We start from the raw sequence: 21,152 nt of genomic DNA on the forward strand, positions 1-21,152 counted from the left end.
AAGGCACGAGAACAAGGAAGATTACCGCCGCTACGTAAAGTAGCCGAAAGCACTGATCACTGAGGACGATGAGGCGAGCATCGTCAGTCTATCTGTAGGTCCGCTGGGTGATAAATCTAGTGGCCGGCGCGGAAAGCGACGGCTCCGTAAGGGAATCTGGCGCGATCTTGACCCAAATGCTTGGGTGGGCTGGGAGGCGCGGGAAGCATACTCCAGCCCTTTTGACTCTGATGTCCGCTACCGGCCACGAGCGGACACGTTGGAACGATTTCTCGCAAAGAACCGCCATGCAAGCGATGTGTCCACTGACTTGTTTTTTTGCAGATTGCTTGGAACTTCTTGGCGGCAGCCTGCTATCCCACTCCGGTCTTCGCCCGCTGTCTCTTCTTTGGCTAGCGCTCAGTACGGCTGGCACGCGGGCGCTCCATCACCACATACCCCAAGGGGACGCCGGGTATACGTTGCTCGCGCTCCTTGTCATCGATCGGCTGGAAGCCCCATCGCTCTAGCAATCGTCGCGCGCGCACGCTGTGCGCCGGAAATCCGCTCATGAGTCTGTCTTGCCAAGGCTCCCCGTCACTCCACTGGATGGCGGCCTCCATGAGCTCACGGGACACGGTAGTTCCCCGATAGCGTGGGAGCACATGGATTCCCCACAACCAGATGTGGCTCCGGAGAACGACATTGAACCTTCGCGAGGCCGCCAGTACCCCGACAAGACCCTCACGATGTTCGACACCCCAATGCACCCGGGGCTGCCCCTCTTGGAGAAGAGGCAGCGGGCGCCCCTTTTTGGCTTGACCAAGCTCCTGCTCCACATCGAACGTCATCGCATCGGGTTCTTCTATCGAGGCCTTGGTCCTCAGATCCAGATACCGTTTCGAATCTGCCGGAACGAGTACACGCGCCTGCATGAATGACCTCAAAAAAATGCCCTGGCTTGACCAGGGCAACAGGGGATTGGAGAGGCGATGTCTTTCTAGGTTTTCTCGGGGAATCGCAACAAGGGTTTCTCTCCGATGCATGCTCTTCGCGCTAGTTCACTGCTGCTGAAAAAGCGTCCTGGGCGATGGCCTTTACCAGTACCGACGCAGGTGGCTGCTTTCCAAAACCCGCGACCTGCACATCCAGCATTACCGCAGGGACGTAACCGGCAGGAGCCGCGCTCCTTCGCCATACGTTGACCGGCACGCGCCACTCGGCGCCGACGTCGCGCTTGTGCGGTGCATCCGTGCTGGCGAGCATGCCGAAATCGGGGTGCGAGCGGGTCTCCTTCAGGACGACCTGCCCGGGCGCGCCACTGTGGTGCGTGACCACCAGCTTCCATGTACCGGCCTTCGGCTGGTCCACCACGATGCGCTTCTGACCGCCGGTGATGTCGGTATCGCCCTGCCGCGTGCAGGTATCGGCATCGCACGAGTACAGGTTCATCCAGACCGAATCGGTTCCTGCCTGTGGCGCCAGTTCGAGCAACAGGCGCTCGGTGCCCTCGGCCACGGTCAGCGTGCGCTCGGCCTCGCCTACGGCGGACAGCACGATCGTCTCGCTCCGCTGCGCGGCCAACGCCTGGCTGCGCAGGTGGCCATCGAAGGCGGCTCCCCGGTTGCTCAGCACGACCTCCTGTCCCGTGAAGCGAGCATCCACCGACAACAGCGACGTCCGTATGCCGACTTTCGTGCGCGGTAGCACCGTGCCGGGCACCACCGACCAGTCCTGCGCGAACAGGTCGCCTGTGTCCATCAACGCCATCTGCCAGCTGCCGGGCATGGGCGTCACCAGGTCCTGCCCGCCGTCCTCGACGATGAACGTCGAGGCCGCCTGCCAGTTGTTGGGCGCATGCATGAAGGACCTCATCTCCTTGCGTCCATCGGTCATCTGGAAACGCAGCAGACCGACGCCCTCTGGTATGTCGTAGAACAGATTGGTCCTTCCGGGACGGTCGAGTTCGAACGTCTGCTCCACCTGGAACTTGTTCTGCGCGGTGAAACGATGCGGCACCACGATCGTGGCCGGCACGACGGCCGCCGGCCCCGCCAGCCCATCGCGACGCAGTTCGAGCAGTGCGCTGTAGACTTTCTCTTCCGGGGCGTCCACGTGCACGTCTACCGGCACTGGCGTGTCCAACGGCAACACCACGTCTGCGGCCGAGCGGAACGCCGCAGTATCGCCGCGCCATTGCAGGCGATAGCGCACCGGGGTCGCGGGGCCGCTGGTACGCGTGAGCACGACGGTACGCGCGGCCTTCTGGCCCGGTTGCCAGCCTTCGCGCTCGAACAGGCCCTGGCCCGTGTCCTGCGGATGCTGCCAAGGGCTCATCACGGTCTTCAGCGGCGCGGAGACGAGGATGGTCTCCGGCGTTTCCTGTGCGATCTGTTGCAGTCGCTGCCAGGCCGCGTCGATCTGCACCAGTCCGCGTCCCTGCTTGTAGACCGGGAATCGCGGCAGCGGTCGCGCACTGTCGCGAAGTGCACGATGGAGGGCAGTACCGCTGACCGGAAGACCTTCGCGCTTGGCGGCGCCGACCAGAAGCGCTGCGGCGCCCGTCGCTACCGGCGTCGCGCAGGACGTACCGCCACAGATGCCGTAACCGATCATCCGGAATACACCGGCGCGCTTTCCGCCGTCGTCGCGGTCGACGTTGCCCGGCTCCAGGCTGGTCGGATTCGCAGGCGACAGGAAGTCGGGCTTGAGCCCGCCATTGCCGGCCGGCCCTTCCGAGCCGACCCAGTGCAGGTCGTCCTGGTATCGGACGTGGATGCCGTAGTTCGCATAGACCGCGTCCGCGCTCTGGTAGGCGCCGATGGACAGCACATTGTCCGGGACCGTCGCATCGGAAATGGTGGACATGCCCGGCGTGTTGAAAGCCGTGAACAGGGTCGGCTTGTCGTGCAGGACCTGCAGCCTGCGGAGCACCACGCCGATCAGCGAGCCACCATCCACGCCCAATTCATGCAGCGTGGTGATGGCGCTATGCCCCTCGATCAGCACGATGTCCACGGCCGGATGCTCGTAGGCGGCGATCATGGCGCGCGAAAACCCGCTGACATCCTCGTTGGCGTTGATCGCCACCAACTGCACACCGGGCGCGACGCCCTGGATCCTGCCCTTGTCCCCAAGGCTGGCGGCCAGCGCGCCCGCCACGGCAGTGACGTGCGAACCGAAGCCCATGTTGACCGAGACGTAGTCGCCATCGATCTGGACGGTGTAACCCACCGTTTCGCGCAGGCCGGTGGCGGGATCGTCCTGTCCCAGCACGCCGATCTGCTGCGAGCCTGCGTACTCGCGGACACCGGTTTCGTCATCGAAATCACCGTCCTGATCGGTGTCGATCCACAGCATGCGGTCGGTCGGGGACCACAGCACGCGCGTACGCAGGTAGACGCCCGTGCCCTCGGGTTTCAATCCCTCGGGATACCGACGTCCGTGGAAGGCCTTGTCGAGCACGGGCCAAGCGGCCCACAGGGCGCCGGTCTCCTTCTCCAGATCGAGCAGTGCCATCCGGTAGTCGCCAGCTCCCGGCACACGGTGCCGCGTTCCGTCGACGGTGATCGCGCCCTGGCGCGCGGTCGCCGGCGTACTCAGTCGGTGGCTCCAGAACCAGCCTTTCCGCGGTGCCGCCGGATCCAGCGAGGGTTCCAGGCCCGGGATGTTGATGACGTCGCGGAACTTCGGCACTTCAGCGCCGTCAGCCGCGTACGCAGTCTGCAATTCGGGTGAGAGGAAATCCGGAAAGTACTCGACATGCGCGACCACCACACCACGGCCGTCATTGCCCGCATGACGCTTTACGAACGCTTCGCCGTCCATGTCCTTGCGCACGTCATAAGGGTGTTCGACCGGCGCCATGCCCTCGCGCCGCGGCCAATCCTGCCTAGCGTTGCGCACTGGCGAAACGGCAGTGTCGGCGACCGGCTTGGGTTCCCAGCCATTAGGCGGATTGGTGCCACTGATGGCGCGCTTCTCCACGGCAAACGACACCAGCGGAGCCTCGGCAAGGAACCGTGTCACCTGCGCAACGGGTAATACCGCGGTGACGAAGTCCGTGGGACGATGCACATAGTCGACGCGACCACCGAGCTGCCGTACGAGCCGTTCGATTTCTGCGCTCTTGCCAGCTTCCGCGGCCACTGCCAGACCCACCGCTGGCGCGGCATTCACCAGCCACGCTTCGCGGCTGTCCAGCTGATGCCGGAAAGCGGGATTGGCCAGCGCACTGGAAGCCAGCACCACGCCCACGAGAAACAGCAACCACCGTAGCTGCGACCGCAATGATGTTCCGTTTTCCAGATGGAACGTGAGTCCGCTGATTATTGTCACTGCAATCCCCTGAAGAGAAAAAGCACCGTCTCACTGCTAAGGACGGCTCGATCATGCAATCCCCTACCCGTTCCAGGCAGTCACCGACCTTGGCAAGCGGGAGGCCCCGTGCCGCAAGCTTTCCGCCGATCGACACAGTGGCGTACTCTCGTTGCGCACCGTACGAAGTTCATGGTTTCGAATGCGCTCTGCCATTCGCTACTTTCAGCGGTCGGCTTCTGCACGCCTTCGCTCCTTGATTTCCTCAAGGCTGACCCGGCATTCCGTATCGTCGTTGCGCGACTCCCTCAGCTTGCACTCGCGGACTCGTTCCCAGTAGAGCTCCGGCATCTGGACCAGCTTTCGAAACGTGCCACCTTCGTCCTGATCGCCTCTCGATCTTGTGCAGCCGAGGACGAAGGCCAGGGACAGAAGGAAGATCGCGCGCTTGATGGACACTGGTCTTCCCAGGAGTTGCGATGCACATCGATATAGACGCTATCCGGGCGGCGCACCCTACCCGGTAGGCACGCTCCGGAATGTCGTTGCGATCAGTCGTGCCGCCTTACTCCCAGGTGCTTGTCGAGGAACGCCACCATGCGCCGGCTGACATCGACCGCACTCTCCGTGGCCCAGGTCGCAATGACGTGTCCCTGCCCGGCATAAATCGCCAACTGTGCGGGACGGTCCAGACGTCGCAGTCCTACGAAGAGCTTCTTGGACTCTTCATAGGGGACCGTGCTGTCCTTCTCGCCTGCGACTATCAGCATGGGCGTATGGATGCGGTCGATGCGATAGAACGGCGAGTTGTCCATGAAGCGCTGCGGGTTGACCCAGGGCGGTTCGCCCATGCGTCCCTGGCCCTTCTCTGCCCAGCGGATCCAATGGCTACTGCCGCCGTCGTCCATGCCGGCGTAGAAGCTGGCCAAGTCGAAGGTGCCGTTCACCGGGATCGCAGCCCGGAACAGTTTCGTATGACTGGCGATGGACGCCGTGCTGTAGCCGCCGTACGACTGGCCACTCACGGCGAGGCGGTCGATGTCCACGTAACCGGCGTCCGCCACGGCATACGCCTGTGCCAGCACTTCGTCCGTCATCTGCTCGGCCGGATGGCTGGGCGTTCCTTCCGGCGCCAGCACGATGTTGGCCATGATGACGGCGTAGCCGCGGCTGGTGAACACCTGGCTGGGCACCGTGTTTCCCATGCCGCCGCCGAAGTAGCTGGCACGCGTGGAGAGATCCGAGCCCGAGTAGATCATCACGATCCCCGGCAACCTGTCTCCCTTCTTCGCACCGGGTGGCAACAACAGGGTCGTGCGTACGGTGGCCAGCGACCCGTCGTGCTGTGGCGTGCGTGTTTCGATCACTTCCGCCGACCCGTAGCGACGCCCATCCAGGCGTGGATCGATGGTGGTCAGCTTCTGGCCGCGTACGGCGCCGGTAGAGAAGCGGTAGAAGTTGGGCGGCGTCGCCACGTCTTCGTAAATGCCCAGCAGCCTGGCATGGTCGCCACCCGACACGAACCGGTAGGTCCTGTGCATGCCTTTCGAGAGCGTGCTGCGCCGACCGGACAAGATGTCGATGCGCATGATCGCCTGCTCGCCGGTGCTGCGTTCGCGCAACTGGACGGCGAACTGGCGCGCATCCGGTTGCCAGAGAACGTTCTCGTTGGCACGCACCAGATCGAGGAACTGCCATTCCGTTTCGCTTGGAAGCGGGAGACGCCGTGGCGCTCCCCCCCCGGACAGCGGGATCAGCGCCAGCGCCTGAGGTGCGCGATCGCGGCCGATCCCTTTGGGATCGACGCCCACCAGCAGATCGTTCCCATCGGCCGTGAAGTAGAGAACCGCGGGTGCGAGTTCGCCGAGCTCCTCTGCGATCCGCCGCGGCGCACTGGGAGCATTGCCGGTGAAATCCAACGACCACAGCCCGCCATCCTTGAGATAGAACAGCCGGTCCTGGACGGGATGCCAGCGATAGTCGGCACGCGTGTAGTTGACGCCATGCTCGGACGACGTGAGCCCCGCCGCGATTTTCTGCGGTGCGCCACCGACCGACGCCACCACCTGCAGATCGGTCAGGTACGCAGCAGAAATTTCTTCCTTTGGATAGATGACCGACAGATAGCTGACCCAGCGCCCGGATGGCGATACGTCCAACCGGTTGGGTCGCGTCTCGTCGCCGGCGGGGACGAGCGCTCGCACCTGACCGTCGCGCAGTTGGATCGCCGCGAGCGTCGCGCTGTAGTAGCGCATCATGAAGGCGTCGCTCGAACCCATCCGGGTCGTCTGCTTCACCGGCTCGTCCGCCTCTCCACCGCCGAAATGGACGATCGCCTCCGTCTTCGCGATGCCGGACGTTGCCTCCCGGACCTGCGCCGTCGCCGCAGGCGAAGCCGCGGGAGGATCCGGATCCAACGGAAGATACAGCGCCGCGCCGTCGGGCGACCATCGCGGTTCTGACCCCGAGAAAACGCTGCCGCGCACCACCGCCTCCGACACCCGTTGGCAGGCGCCGTTCGCCGGCTCGTACGTCCACACGTGCACGCGCTCGTCGGCATCGGAGTAGAACGCGAGCCGCTTGCCATCCGGCGACCAAGAGGGCGACCACTGGTTGCCCCTCCCGGCGCAGACAGGGGCGGAGGTACTGGCCGAGCGCGCGTCCGCCGATACGACATACAGCCGCGCACCGTTGGCGGTGGTAGGCGTGCCGTTGGGCAGGAAACGATCGTCCTGCGGCTGTGTGGCTGGTGGCGTGATCACGACGTAGGCCACACGATCGCCCGAGGGCGAGGCCACCGGCCTCTCCTCGTACGGAAACTCGTTGGCGGTGAACGCGAGCTCGTAGGGAAACGCGTCCGGCGATTCCTTGCCTGGATCGGCACGCACCGGCGCTGCGAATACTGGCGCCGCCAGCAGGCAGACCGTCAACACGTATCCGATGGCGATTGACATGCAGGCTTTCCGTTTGTGCGACGCGTTCACTTGCCACCCCCGTCAATCGTCTCCGCCTGCAACGCACGCAATCCACGCCAGTGCCTGTACTGCATGGCCTTGGCAGGATCCGGATCCTCCTGCTCCATCAGCCAGAAGCGCCACCAGTCGATGTTGCTACCCAGCGAGCGCAAGCGGTGTTGTGGCCGCGTCGTGGAATGCGATGCGCCCTGGAAGTACAGGATGTCCGCGGGACGCCCCAGCGCCAGCAGGCGATCGGCCATCGCACCGTGGTAGACCAGGCTCCACAGGCCATGCGAGTTGAACAGGACCGGCGCGCTCACCCGCTTCAGCTCTTCGTCGGTGAAAGGACGCATGCGGTCGGTGTATTCGGAGGCACCGCCATCGATATTGCTGGCGGCGGCGAACCTGATCGAGGAATGGATCAGCAGGTACGAGACGTAGTAGCCCGCACGGCTCCAACCGGCGATGCCAATGCGCGAAGGATCGATCAATCCATCGCGGTCCAGCCTGGCCACAGCGGCTTCGGTGTACGTGCGGATGCGTTCGCCTTCGGCGGGTGTTTCGACCACGTCGCGCATCGAAGGCTCACGCGTGTAAAGCACCATGAAGCCGTGGGCCGCCAGCATCTGCGTAGCGTGCCCGCTGAGCTGCCAGGCACCGTCGAGCAGATAGGGCTCGCCTTCTTTCCGCAGTGTTCCATCGTCGAGCAGGATCACCAGCGGATAGCGCTTGCCCGGCTGGTAGCCGACGGGCTTGACCAGGAAACCGTTCGCCGGTGCGTCCGGCGTGTCCTGCCAGTGATAAGGCACGATCTCGCCCATGCTGACCGACGCCAGCTGCGGGTTGAGATCGGTGAGCGGTGTACTGGTTTGCGTTGCCGGATCGAAGGCGACCAGTTCCGGCGCCGCCCTCAACCCATCCCGCACGCCCAGCACGACGTTGCCATTGCTCGCCACGGACCAGTCCGGGTTGAAACCCTTGACGGCATCGCGGTAGACAGCCTTGCCCCAACCGCCACCACCCGCACGCATGATCTTGCCGAACTGTTCGCCCTTGCGGCTCAGCACCAGCGCCCGGCCTGCGTCCGTCCAGCCCAGCGGCCTTGCATCCTTCTCCAGCCCCAGTGCCGATACCCGGCGCGTGCGCACGTCCACTTCGACCCACGAGGGTGGATCGGCCGGGCGTTCCGGCGACAGGGTATAGACGATCACGGACTTGCCGTCGGGCGACCACAACGGCGCCCCGCTTTCGTAGCGTTCGAATTGTGGGCTGGGGGCATCCAGCAGCGGCTGGATCCTTCCGGTCGCCACGTCGACCACGCCCACCAGCGGAGCGGTGCGATGCGTGTACGCATTCATGTGCGACGCGCGGTAGTAGGCGTACTTCTCCGGATGCATCGGATGTTCGGTCAGCTGGTACGGATACAACAGAAGATGCTTGCCGTCCGGCGAGGCCGGAAGCACGGAGAACGGCAAGCTGCTGTCGTCGACCAGCGACTGGGTGGGCGCGGCGGCCACCTTCTCGTCCTTCAGATCAAGCGGCTGTGCAGGCCGGCTCTGCCGGGTATCGAAGATGAGACGGTTTTGCCCGCCCTCGACAAGGAAGTACTGGCGGATCGCATTCCATCCATCCAGGCGGGACAGGGCGGGGGAGATCAGCATGAACTTGGACGGAGTCGGGAAGACGTCCGTATCCCACAGGAAAACGCCGTCCTCCTCGATACGCTTCGCACTGCCGTCTTCCGGCAGCACCACCGCCGAGAATGCCAGCAGCTTGCCATCCGGACCGACGGTGAACGTTCGGATGGCGCTGGCGTGATGCGTGAGTTGGGTTTCGGTGCCGCTCGAGAGATCGAGCAGGTAGGCCTGGGCGATGCCGGCCTTGTCCAGGCCGAGGAAAGCGATCGCCTTGCCGTCCCGGACGAAGCGCAGCTGTCTGATCGGCGAGGCCTGCTGGTCGCGGCGTTCGCCCGGGAACTCACGCGTCAGTGCGATGCGCGATGGACGTATCGCCAGGGGTTTCCGCAGGTCGATCAGCCTCAGCTCGTAGACGTTGGTATTGCGCGCAAGATCGCCACGCCAGGTCACGAACACCGCCAGCTGCCCATCCGGCGAAATGGCCGCGACATCGTCCTCGGGCGTGACGCCATGCTGGATGCGTACCATGGCGATCGCATCCTGCACCGTGGCGCCCACGCGCTGCGCAGCATGCGTCGCCGGCGACGACCAAACGAAGAGCAGGCATGCCGTGATCACGCACAGGCTCCTCGCCCCGATCTTCTCTCTCAGGCCCATGTCCTTCCTCATGCGATGTCAGCGGGGGTGGTGGTGCATGCCGGCTGCGCACACCGTTCTATGGTCAAGGGCGGTGCGGAACGGAAACTCCCTACCTGCAGCGTGCCGCGTGCCGCGCGCGAACCGGTCACGTCTCCGGCGAGGCGCGCGTCTGTGTGCCTGCCTCCGGAAAGCCGTCGAACCAGGCGAAGATCCGTTGCCACATGTCGCGGATGTTGGCGGGGCTTTCCAGCACATGGCCTTCGCCCCAGTAGCGCACGAAGCGCGCACGCTTTCCCTGGCGATAGAGACTGTTGAAGAACTCTTCGCCCTGCTGGATGGCGACGTAGTCGATATCGCCCTGCACGATCATCAACGGCGTGTTGACGCGATCCACCTGGAAGATCGGGCTGTTCCGCAGATAGCGGTTCAGTTCCTCCCATGGCGGACCGCCCATGCGGATCTGCGCCGATTCACTCAGCGCCATCTGGAACAGGTTTTCCTGCGGGTAGTCGCCATAGCGTTGGCGAGCATCGAACTGGCCATAGAGGCTGATCAGATTGGAGAGGCCTGCCAGCGACACAGCCGCGGCAAAGCGATCGGTTTGCGTGACCAGCCCGTAGGTCGAGTAGCCACCAAAACTCTGGCCCATCAGATACAGCCGCTTGGGGTCGGCAATGCCCATTTCCACCACTTTGTCGACCGCCGGCAGCACGCCTTCGGGCAAGCGCAACATCGGATCGTCCGCCGCGCCTTCCGGGCCTAGCGGCATGCTGGGAACCAGCACCGCATATCCGTGCGCAACCGGGATCTGCATGTTCAAGGAACTGGCCGAGGCCAGATCGGCGATCGAAGGCGGCGTGGTGCGCGCCATCGAACCGGCATAGACCCAGGTCAACAGTGGCAGTCGTTCGCCTTTGCGGCGACCGGGCGGCAACAGCAGCCACGCGTCCAGCTTCTGGCCACTGAGGCTGGTGTAGCTGAAACGTTGTGCGTCGGCCGGTGTGATCGCATTGAGGAAGCCATTGGCGTCGATCAGCTTCACCACGCGCGGACTTCCGGCGACGCTGCGCCACAAGTGGAATCCCTCACTGTCGTTGCGCAGGAACAGCGCATCGCCGCTGTCGGGGTCGAAGGCCTTGAGCTTGGCGCGTGGCGCCGGCGTCCTCAGCGCGTCGATGCGTCCGCTGACCAGATCCAAGGCGAAAGGTTTCGCTGCGTCGCCTTCACCCGCTTCCAGCACCAGCACGCGGTACGTCGCGCTCTGGCGCGGCCATTGTTCCTGTCCGTTGTTGCCATAGACAGGCCACTGCAGCGATGCGATGGGCGGCGCAAAGCCACTGGTGAGGTTCTGCGCAGGCGCATCGGCGCGGATGCGCCACAGGTCGCCACCGGCCAGGCCGACGAAACTGCCATGCCCGGGCTCGACCCAGAGCTCCGACGGCGCTTTGGCCATCGACGCGGTCAGATTGCGCGGGTCGCCCTGGCGCTCCAGTAACCACCAGTCGCGACGCGCTGTCACGTCCGGAGCACGATTGCCTTCACGACGTGCGGCATACAGCAGCAGCGCGCCTTGATCGGTCCATTCGATCTGTTCGTTCTCGCGCACGATGGCGGAAGCGTCCAGGTCACCCAGCGAGCGCACCGTCGAAGTCCGTGCGCGCACGTCCACGTAGTACAACGAAGGCGACCCGCTGCGGGCCGCGCCCGGATAGCCCAGAAACACCAGGTGAGCGCCATCCGGCGACCAGCGCACCGAATCGCCAAGCACATTGGGGCTGTTGGGACCGTCGATGCGGATGCGCTCGCCGGCTAGCGTGGCCAGTCCAAGTTCGTACGTATCGGACGCGGCGAGAGGAAGCGGCTCGCCTTGCCGGGGCCGATACATGCCGATCGTACGCACGAACGCAACCGTATCGCGGCGCGGCGACACCTGCAGGTTGAGGGTGCTGCCCTCGACCACGCGTGAGGACGTTCCGGCGTCCACGTCGACCAGCAGCAGCTGACCTTGAGGCCGGGTTGAGAGATCTGCAGGCACGCCGCTGTCCAGTACGCTGGCGGTGATCTCCCTGCCGGCGACGACCTTCGGCCATTCGCGACTGGCGATCTGGGGCGTCGCCAGTTCGATGCGCATCCCCAGCGGCTGCTCGCCGTCGGCCAGCACGGGCAACAGCAGGTGCCCGCCGTCTACCCAGGTGTAAGGCCGCGCGTGGATCTTGGCGGTGTCCACGCCCCGTTCGGAGAGCAGCTTCAGTCGACGCGCCTGCGCATCCCATACCCAGGCACGCACATTGCCGCCACGCGTGGACAGCATCGCCAGGTAACGGCCGTCTGGCGACCATTCCGGTGCCCACCAGCCAGACCCGTCCTCGATACCGCGCGTCAGGTTGATCGGAGCCGCGTTGCCGGACTGCAGCCACACATCGCTGCCGGCATTTCCCCACAGGTATTCCCACTTGTAATTGGCCAGTTCGCGCTTCGGGCGCACACGTGCGAAGGCGAGTGTGCCCTCGCTGGAGAACGAGTACGGCCCTCCGTAGTAGCGGCCAAGGCTTTCGATCTCGAAGATGTCGTCTATCTGGAACGGCCTGCCGGCTTTCGCGTTGCTCGATGCCAGCAGATCCGACGCGAACATCACCGCGCATAGCGCCGACATCGCCATCCAGAGAAAGCAGGTCAACCCTCTGGTCGAATCGCCGTTGCGATAACGGGTTGTTACGACTTTGCTCTTCATGCTGCAGATCATTGCTTTGCTCCATAGCGCTCGGTCATGCGGGGCGTTCCCTTGCCTTCCACCCAGTAGTCGAACCACTCCAGATTCCTGCGCATGCTGTCGATCCGCAGCAGGGGCTCGGTGATGCCATGGCCTGTACGCGGATACGCGATCAGCTCCACGGGCACGCCCTGAAGGCGCAACGCGTGCATCAGCATCCGTCCTTGGGTCGCGGCAATACCGTGGGTGCCGCCGAACTCGGCCAGCACAGGCGTCCTTACATTGCGGATGCGCATGAGCGAGGACTCGCGCAGCAGGCTTTGGACACCGCCGGACGTCGTCATGGAATCGATGCCTGCCAGGTCGCGCAGGAGGTCTTGGTACCACGGCATCGCCGCCTGGCTGTAGGCGATGCTCAGCATCTCTACCACGCCGTCGCCTAGCGAGGCGGCGCGGAAGCGCTGCGTCTGCGCGATGGTCTCCAACCCGAGTCCGAAACCGTAGCTGAAGCCGGTGATCCCCAGACGCTCCGGATCCACGATGCCCTGTTTCACCAGCGCGTCCACGCCCGAAACGATGTCGCCATGCGGACCGATGTGCTGGCTCTTCTCGTCGGCGATCGCGGCGTCGAACCCCGGACCGTAGCCCGATCTTCCGCGTGTGTTCGGCGCCAGCACCAGATAGCCGCGTCGCGCCCAGGCCAGCAATGGATACTGCGTGGTGATGCCGAATTCGGCATGCACCATCTGCGGACCGCCTTCCACGTAGACCATCAAAGGATACTTGCGCGTCGCATCAAAGCCGGGCGGCTTGATCAGGATGCCGTGCACGTCCCATTGATCGTCTGCACTGCGCCATTGCACGATCTCGCTGGACAAGCCATCGAAGATCCGGTCTCCGTCCCAGCGCTCGATCGTGCGCCAGTCGCCACCCGACCGGTCGCGGACCACGACCTCGGGCGCCCGGGTGGGCGACTGCCGCACGCAGGCGGTCATGCCCTTGCCGTTGCGACTGCACGCGCCGTACTCGGCAAGCACGTCGCGCGGCGTATCCGCGGAAACCGACGGACCTTCCGTTCGAACGCGAAAGGCGCCCGAACGCAATTCCGATCCGCCTTCGAAGTACAGATCGCGACTGTCGGCCGACCATGCAAGATTACGCACGTACACCGGCAGCAACTGGCGCTTTCGTGCGTCCTCCAGCAAATCGACAGCGGCCTCGTTCCCGTCGGCCCTTATCCGGTACAGACTCCGGTTCTGACGCAGATTGCGGGGGGTGGCGTCCGTCGTGAACGCTTTCTGCGACGTGAACGCGATCCATTTTCCATCCGGCGACCAGACCGGATCCATGCCACCGCCTCGCTGCGCCGGTAATGCGCTGATGCTGCCATCTGTACTGTCGGCGATGTAAAGGTCGGCGCCAAGTCCCGTGCGCGTCCAGCCGAAGTCGCTGCCCGCAGAGAACACCAGGCGACGCCCGTCCGGCGCCCACGCATACGCCATCACATCCAGCGCCTTGTTAGTCAGGGGCTGCATCTTGCTGTCCTGCAAATCCATCACCCACAGCAACGCGGGCTGGTAAGGGACCGAACCCAGCGCATTCTGCGTGCCCGCTGCGCGCACCGGATCCCACGTTTCATCCAGCTCCATGCCGACGTTCGGATCCGATGCTGTTTCAGCGAGGGCCGTCGCCTCCGGGTCCGGTGCGGTGAACGCAATGCGTCTGCCATCTGGCGACCATTTGAAGCCATGGGTGCCGACGTCGAAGATTCTTCGCGCCGACGCAGGCAACTTCAACCGTCTGCTTGCCTGCGTCGCGGGCGAGTAGATCGACGTCTCCCCGCCCCCTGGGACGCTGAAGGCGAGTTCCTCTCGAACCGGCGACCACGCCAGGAAGCCGCCTCCGAATGGACTGCTGACAACCTTTCCTTCTTCAAGGACGCGCTCGGCACCGCTGCCGTCCGAGCGCCGGACGACAGCGGCATACCGATAACCGTTTTCCGTGAGCGTGGTACTGCGCCGCAGATAAGCCAACCACCTTCCATCCGCCGACAGCACCGGGCTGAAGAATCCCGGCGCCTGAGCGATAACAAGCACGTCCGATTCGGCGGCCAATGCTGGCGGCGATGCCGTGGCCGACGCCAACGGCGATGCCAGTGCAAACAACGAGAACAACACCAATGAACGTATCGAACAAGACATTCTTGCCTCGCAGTCGCATGTTTCAGTCAAGCCGATGGCGGCCCGCCGATGAAAGCAGGGAAGCCTCAGGTCGTTGGGATCGTCTGCCCGCGCTTGAACCGCGCGGCGGACAGGACGTCAGAACTTGTACTTCACGCTCGCGTAGAAATAGCGACCGCGCACATCCGCTTGCTGGAAATCGTATCCGGAGAAGTTGTTGGAGAACTTTCCCTGGTTGTTCGATGCATTGATCGCACCGACACTGATGCTCAAGCCATCGAGACTGCCACCGGCCCTGCCGAAGTCGTAGCCCGCCTGCACGTCGTACCACCATTGCGATGGCATGTGCCGGATGGCGTCGTAGTCCAGGTAGCCGTGCAGGTACCGCGCCAACACGCTGGCGCTCCACCCATCCTTAACCCACTGCAGGCCGGTATTGCCCTTGAGCTTCACCGGATACCCGGCACGGTTCGCATGGCCGACCTCTTCGGTCGGCGACGCGCCGGGACTGAGCAGGACCTCATAGCTGTCCACGTAGCTGCCCTTCAGGGTCCAGATGAAGTTGCCCCAGCCCTGGGTCTCGAAGGCGTACGCCGCCTCGAAGTCGATACCTTCCACCTTCACCTGGCCGAAGTTGAGCGTGGTCAGATCCAGGCGGAGCAAACGGCCGGGAAGCCCTGCGGCCGTATCCGCGGCGGTCGGGGCGGCGCGATGGATGAGATCGCCGAACAGATCCGGATTGGAAAGAATCACGTCGTAGTCGTAGAAGCGCGTGATGAAATCGGTCTGCTCCATGCGGAACAGGCTGGCGCCGAACGAGAGGCCGGGGATCGATTGCGGTTCGACGATGAACCCCGCTGTGATCGATTCGCCCTCTTCAGGCTTCACGTTCGGGTTGCCGCCATAGCGCATCTCGATCTCCACCGACTCATCGTTACGCAACGGATCGGTCAGGAATGCGGACGGATAGATCGTCAAGGGCGCGTGCATGTCGTACAGCGAAGGCGCCTTGAACGCCGTGCCCGCCGATGCCCGCAGCAGCAACCAGTCCGCGGGCTTCCAGACAGCGCCGAACTGCGGATTGAACGAGGAGCCCATGTCGTTGTAATCGTCGTAGCGGCCGGCCACGTTGAACTCCAGCCGCTTCCCTCCTTCGCGCGTGAACGGCAGCGACGCTTCGAAGTAGGCCGAATTGATCTCGCGGCGCTCATCGATCAGCGTCGTCGACGTATCCCACGTGAGCGACTCGCGCCGGCCCGCCGCACCGAACGAGTACAACAGGCGGGTACCGAACACGTCCCAGCCGCCGGACAGCGAACCTTCCAGCATCGTTGCGCCGGTGCTCTGCGAATACGTGTCCTTCAGGCGGATCGCGTCCAGGGTCGCCTGGCTGTTGCTGCCCGGCACGCTGGCGAACACGTTCAGGGCGACCGCGGGATCGGTCATGTTCAGATAGTCGCGGACCCGGTCGATGTCGATGAAGTTCCGTTCGATGGTGGTGTTCTCGTCCTTGTCCGACAGCAGGCTCACGTCCCAGTCCAGTCCGGCCACCGTCCCTTCCGCACCGACGACCAGACGGGTGAAGTTGGTGGTCGAGTCGTCCTGACGCGGCCCCAGGTCGACGAATCGGTAGTTCACCCCGACATCCACCCCGAACGGATTGAACGGATTGGTCGCAGGGACCACCACAAAGCCGAAGTCGCCGCCATAGACCGAATCCGCGCCTATTTCGATCAATTGCTTGATGCGGGTGTGCATCAGTTCACCGTAGAACGTGACGCCGTTGTCGAGATGGTAACGCCCACTGCCCATGACGCCGGTCCGTGTGGTGCTGGGCGCCAGTACGCCCCATGGGGACACGTCGGAGTAGTTGAGGACGCCGTCGGTGGCGGCGAAATCCGCAGGCGTCAGGCCGATGCCGTTGGTGCCGGCGGGAACGCCCGCGAAGGTGTTGTTGAGTCCCGGCAGGTTTCCAGTGCCGGGCAGCGCGAAGATATTGCCGGGAAAGCTGTTGACGGAACGTCCGTCGGAGCCTCCCATCGCACGGAAGTCCCAGGTCGAGGTCGCATCGCGATCCAGCATGCGCAGGGCATCGCGGGTGAAGTATTCGAACACCAGCGTGCCTTCGAACCTGTCCCCTGATCCACCCAACAGGAACGAAGCCGACTTTTCCGTCGCATCGCCCTTGTAGGACGTGCCGTAGCGCGTCCTTGCCACCGCACCGTCGTAGTCGCTGCGCAGGATGAAATTGATGGCACCGCCGATGGCATCGCCGCCATAGATCGCCGATGCCGTGTCGGTGAGAACCTCGACGCGCTCGATCGCCTCCAGCGGGATCGTATTGAGATCGAAGAAATTGCGCGAGGCCTGAGCACCGGAAGCGTTGACGCGGCGTCCGTTGATCAGGATCAGCGTCGAGCCGTAGCTCAGTCCGCGCAGCTGCACGGTGGCCGAACCCAGCCAGCTGTTGTTGCCCGATTCGTCCATGGCCACCGCCGCCTGCGGAATCGCATTCATCAGTTCGCGCACGGTGGAGACGCCGGTGCGCTCGATCTCCGCGCGATCGATACGGACCACGGGCGATGCGCCTTCGAATTCGCTACGCTTGAGTCGCGAACCGGTGACGCGCATCGTGTCCAGATTGGTGGCCGGATCAGCCGATCGCGAGCTACCGGCGGGTTCTCTCGCAGGCGCGGGTTCGGTGCGCGTGCGCGTCGCGGGCGGCGGCGTGCCTTTCTTGAGCACTACCGTGTTCGGATTCAGGAATTCGTAGGTCAGGCCGGTCCCGGCCAGCGCCTTGTCCAGTGCCTGCCGCGTCGACAGTTGTCCCTTCACCGTGCCGACGTTCTTGCCCCGCAGCAACTCGATGTCGTAGACGACCTGCACGCCACTCTTCTGGCTGATGCCGTTCACGGCCTCGACCAGGCTCCCGGACGGAATGTCGTATTCGCGCAGCTCGGATCCGCTCTGCGCGAGTGCGTTGCCGGCGATCGCCAGCGTGATCATTGAAGCCAGACACACGCGCTTGAAAACGCGCAGTGCTGTGTTGCACCCCGAAATCCCCGTCATTGGCGTTAATCCTTGTGGCTGTGGTGAGTTCGAAGCGAGCTGCCATCGAACTGTCATCAACCTGAGACGCCCTAACCGGGATGACCCCTACCTTTTTTCTACGACGATTTCCTGCTCCGCATTCCTGACCTGCACCGGGAGCACGACCGGCAGCGCGACCGCAATGTCTCGCGCGTTGCCCACCTTGAAGTTTCCGCTCAGAACCAATCGATCCAGCGAAGGATCGGCCAGGCGGATCTTCACCGCGGAATACTTGTTGATTTCCTCCACGGCCTCCGCGAGCGGCGTGGCACTGAAGACATGGAAGCCTTCCGACCATCCGATCGCCGACATGACATTGCCGGTCTCCCGCATCCACGCGTCGCGTGTCGATGAATACCGGGCCTGCTGGCCCGCCACCAGACGCAATGCCGCCGTATCGGGCGCTCGCCGGGAGACGTTCTGCAGCGCGATCGACCCTTCCACCAGCGTCACCAGGACATTGCCGCGCGTCTGCTCGTCCACCTGGAAACGCGTGCCGAGCGCGGTGATCCGCCCTCCCGCAGCATCGACCACGAACGGGCGCCTGGCATCGTGCGACACCTCGAAGATCGCGCGCCCACGCAGCAACCGCAGTTCGCGCCTGCTGCTGCCCAGCTTGACCTCTACCTGCGTGGCCAGATCCATCTGCACGCGCGAACCGTCCTTCAGCACGACCGTCTGCGGTTGTGCTCCGGTTTCGTAGAGCTGCTGCGGATCGGGCCAGAGACGCATCGCCATACCCACGCCGAACGTACACAGGACGACACTGGCCACCATCGCAAACGGAAACGCCCGCTTCCGCGACGGCGTGCGGGCGGGCGGACGGGCGCGCCGATGCTGCACGGCGGCGGTCCAATCGGCCATCGGATCCTTCACCGGTTCCAGCGCCTCGCGGGCGTAGGCGCCGATGACCTCATCGTCCTCAAGACCGTCCAGCTTCTGCCACAACGATTCGGTCGCCGCGAACGCCTCCGCATGCTGCGGCGCGCCGGTGCGCCACTTTTCGAAGTCGGCGCGCTCCAAGGCGGAACAATCCGGTGCCATCAGGCGTGCGAACCACACCTCGGCCTGTTCCCTGGCTGTATTACGAGTAGACATGTCCATGTAAGACGCCCCTCAGGCGCACTCCCCTACTGCGACCCGCAGGGCGGCCAGCACCTGCGAGATGTACTTTTCGACCATTTTCACCGAGATGCCGCAGATCTGGGCGATCTCGGGGTAGGTCTTGCCGTGCGTCCGACTGAGCAGGAAGACCTTCCGGCACTTCGGCGACAGTCCGCCGATCACCTCCCGGATCAGGTCCAGCTCCTGCTGCGCCAGCACCGTCCTTTCCTGCGATGGCGCGTCCGACACCAGTTCCACGTCGTCCAGCGAGTGTTGTCCTGCCACGTTGCGGGACAGATCGGAACGCAGGCGGCTCACCGCAAGGTTCGCCGCGATCCGATAGAGCAGCGACTTCCAGACGACGGCAGGCCTGGAGTCGTCGTAGCCGTAATGCAGGATGCGCATGTAGCTTTCCTGCACGATCTCCTGGACGTCATCTTCGGTCGGCGTGCGGCGGCGCAGGAATGCCGAAAGCGCACGCCGATGCTCCGTGAAGAACGTATCGAAACTCTGCGCCGGCTCCATGCAGGCGCCATCCACAGGATCCTGGGGATCGAGCAAAAGTTCCTGACCGGCAATGTGGGGGCCGTTCGTCATGGAGCTTGTTCGCAACTCGCGGGCAGGGGCGGAGTTAACGCAAATTTCTCACTTCCACTTGGCGATGACAAGTTGAAGACAGGGGAAAATCGCGCTCGAACGAAAGAAATTTCCAACCGGATTCGCGCCACCGCGCAGACACGATGAATCTGTATGGATGGCGGTAGGGTGCCCGCGCTCTGGTGCGTCTTTGGCGCTGGTCGGCGACGCGCTGCGCCGCCGATCGATGCCTGTTTCGTCAGCGGAGACCGATCAGGATCCTGTTGCCTTCGTGGTGCGCTTTGACCGGCAGGGTGGCCTCCCAGGCCGCCACGACCAGTTCAGGATCACCCGCTACATAACTGCCGCTGACCGTCAGGCGGGCCGCGCGGGGATCGGCCATTTCGATCTTCAGTCGCGGGGAATAACGATTGACCTCGTTGATGGCATCTGCCAGCAACGTGTTCTCGAACATCAGACGGCCGCGCGTCCATGCCATCGCCGACGACGGCGTCGCCGCCGCCGTGCGGAACGCCTGGGCATCTTCCGCCCACCAGCCGCGTTCGCCGGGTGCGAGCGTGGCATAGCGGGAGGTACCCGGCCGCTGCATTCGCACCTTCCCTTCTTCCAGCACGACCTCGGTCCGCTCCGCCACCTGGCTCACCTGGAAGCGCGTGCCCAGCACCACTGTCTCGACGTTGCCACTCTGGACGATGAAGCGCGCATGATCCGGGTCCTTGGCGACGTTGAGATAGACGCGCCCGGTGGGCAGCAGCAGGCGACGCGTGTCGCCGCGCCGCACGTAGTCGACGCCGGTGCCCGCATCCAGGGTCAGGCGCGTGCCGTCCGGAAGCAGGACTTCGCGCGTGGCATCGCCGGCCTGGTAGTGGATCGCATCGGTCACCGCGGGACGGTGCCATGCGAGCCCGAAACTCATCAGGGCAAGGCATGCCGCGGCGGCGACGATCGGCTTGAGATAACCCTCCGTGGTACCGCGGCGATCCCGAGGCGTCGTGGCGAAGACCAGATCACTCCAGTTCGCCAGCGGCTCCACCTTGGGTGCGCCGGACGTCGCACGCTCCATCGCGTCATCCTTCCAGCTGGCCCACTGGGCATCGGGCCGGTCGTCCAGCGCCCTGACGCAGGCGCTACTCCACTCGCAGTCGGCGTATGCGTGCGAGTGAGCGGGGATCGCCATCCATTGGCCGAACTGCTCCAGTTCGTCCGCCTGCATGTCGCCACGCTGGAGCTTCAGCTGCCACTCGCGGGCCTGCGAATCGATCTGGATCCGCTGTCGCTCGCCGATACCTGTCCCTATCATGGTGACTCTCCCTCCCATTCCTTCGACTGCTGCCGCAGTTCTCGCAACGCACGGCTTATCTGCTTCTCCACCAGCTTGATCGACACGCCGCAGCGCCGTGCGATTTCCGGGTTGCTCAGGCCGCTGCTGCGGCTGAGCAGGAACACGTGCCGGCAGCCCGGCGGCAGGCCACCGATCACTCGCTTGACCAGTTCCAGCGTCTGCGTCGCGGTCGCGGAACGCTCCGGGCCGGGCTCCTCGGTCGCCAACAGCTCCACGTCCTCCTGCGGGCCTGCCGGCGGCGAACGGCGGTTCGCCCGCGCGAAATCGATGGCCACGTTCTCAGCGATGCGGAAGCAGATCGAGACCGGCGCACGCACTTCGCACCGCGCCGCGTACGACCATGCGCGCAGGCTGGTTTCCTGCAGCGCATCGTGCAGATCGACGGGATCCTGCAGCTTCCGGCGCAGGAAAGCCGTGAGGGCCGGCCGAAGTTGTTTCAGCCATGCCTCCATGTCCTGCTCGATGTCCTCCGGTCGGGCGCGCGTGCCGTCTGCGCACATCTCCAGGTTCACCTGTCCGTCCGCCATGCCCGTCGATCCCCGATTCCGGCTCCTCCCCGGGGATAAGGCGTGAGGGGGAGGGCGCACCCTACCTTCCCAT

13 protein-coding genes are annotated in these 21,152 nt (G+C 64.4%); 1 reads left to right on the forward strand and 12 read right to left on the reverse strand.

Annotated elements, in window-relative coordinates:
• Positions 1-392: 392 nt before the first annotated feature.
• The 7 genes from AC1Q5B_RS19115 to AC1Q5B_RS19145 form a co-directional block, all read right to left on the reverse strand.
• Positions 393-1,025, reverse strand: coding sequence for a GNAT family N-acetyltransferase (locus AC1Q5B_RS19115; protein WP_492633025.1), 633 nt, complete (start codon positions 1,023-1,025; stop codon positions 393-395).
• A gap of 10 nt (positions 1,026-1,035) precedes the next feature.
• Positions 1,036-4,248, reverse strand: coding sequence for a S8 family serine peptidase (locus AC1Q5B_RS19120; RefSeq protein WP_492633026.1), 3,213 nt, complete (start codon positions 4,246-4,248; stop codon positions 1,036-1,038).
• Positions 4,249-4,521: 273 nt separating this feature from the next.
• Entirely contained in the window at positions 4,522-4,755 is a 234-nt protein-coding gene (locus tag AC1Q5B_RS19125) for a hypothetical protein (protein ID WP_492633027.1), read from the reverse strand.
• Between the two features lie 92 nt (positions 4,756-4,847).
• Positions 4,848-7,250, reverse strand: coding sequence for a S9 family peptidase (locus tag AC1Q5B_RS19130; RefSeq protein ID WP_492633028.1), 2,403 nt, complete (start codon positions 7,248-7,250; stop codon positions 4,848-4,850).
• A 26-nt stretch (positions 7,251-7,276) separates the two neighbouring features.
• Positions 7,277-9,508 carry a hypothetical protein gene (locus tag AC1Q5B_RS19135; RefSeq protein WP_492633029.1) on the reverse strand — a complete coding sequence of 744 codons (2,232 nt, stop codon included), beginning with the start codon at positions 9,506-9,508 and terminating at the stop codon, positions 7,277-7,279.
• A 166-nt stretch (positions 9,509-9,674) separates the two neighbouring features.
• Entirely contained in the window at positions 9,675-12,260 is a 2,586-nt protein-coding gene (locus tag AC1Q5B_RS19140; protein WP_492633030.1) for a S9 family peptidase, read from the reverse strand.
• An 8-nt stretch (positions 12,261-12,268) separates the two neighbouring features.
• Positions 12,269-14,353 carry a S9 family peptidase gene (locus AC1Q5B_RS19145; protein WP_492633031.1) on the reverse strand — a complete coding sequence of 695 codons (2,085 nt, stop codon included), beginning with the start codon at positions 14,351-14,353 and terminating at the stop codon, positions 12,269-12,271.
• Positions 14,354-14,369: 16 nt separating this feature from the next.
• On the opposite strand from AC1Q5B_RS19145, the gene AC1Q5B_RS19150 reads away from it, so the two are divergent.
• The gene (locus AC1Q5B_RS19150; RefSeq protein ID WP_492633032.1) at positions 14,370-14,492 is read left to right on the forward strand and encodes a hypothetical protein; all 123 of its coding nucleotides are present in this window, start codon (positions 14,370-14,372) and stop codon (positions 14,490-14,492) included.
• A 65-nt stretch (positions 14,493-14,557) separates the two neighbouring features.
• Here the strand turns inward: AC1Q5B_RS19150 and AC1Q5B_RS19155 are convergent, their stop codons facing one another.
• The 5 genes from AC1Q5B_RS19155 to AC1Q5B_RS19175 form a co-directional block, all read right to left on the reverse strand.
• A complete protein-coding gene (locus tag AC1Q5B_RS19155; RefSeq protein ID WP_492633033.1) occupies positions 14,558-17,440 on the reverse strand; it encodes a TonB-dependent receptor domain-containing protein in 2,883 nt (960 codons plus the stop codon).
• 135 nt (positions 17,441-17,575) lie between these two features.
• Entirely contained in the window at positions 17,576-18,607 is a 1,032-nt protein-coding gene (locus tag AC1Q5B_RS19160) for a FecR family protein (protein ID WP_492633034.1), read from the reverse strand.
• 18 nt (positions 18,608-18,625) lie between these two features.
• Positions 18,626-19,210: an RNA polymerase sigma factor gene (locus AC1Q5B_RS19165; RefSeq protein ID WP_492633035.1), complete on the reverse strand. Its 585-nt coding sequence runs from the start codon at positions 19,208-19,210 to the stop codon at positions 18,626-18,628.
• Positions 19,211-19,448: 238 nt separating this feature from the next.
• A complete protein-coding gene (locus tag AC1Q5B_RS19170; RefSeq protein WP_492633036.1) occupies positions 19,449-20,510 on the reverse strand; it encodes a FecR family protein in 1,062 nt (353 codons plus the stop codon).
• Positions 20,507-21,079: an RNA polymerase sigma factor gene (locus AC1Q5B_RS19175; RefSeq protein ID WP_492633037.1), complete on the reverse strand. Its 573-nt coding sequence runs from the start codon at positions 21,077-21,079 to the stop codon at positions 20,507-20,509. The genes AC1Q5B_RS19170 and AC1Q5B_RS19175 overlap by 4 nt, the downstream gene beginning before the upstream one ends.
• Positions 21,080-21,152 lie beyond the last annotated feature (73 nt).

It is taken from the genome of Pseudoxanthomonas sp. GW835-FHT14C01, from assembly GCF_058793715.1.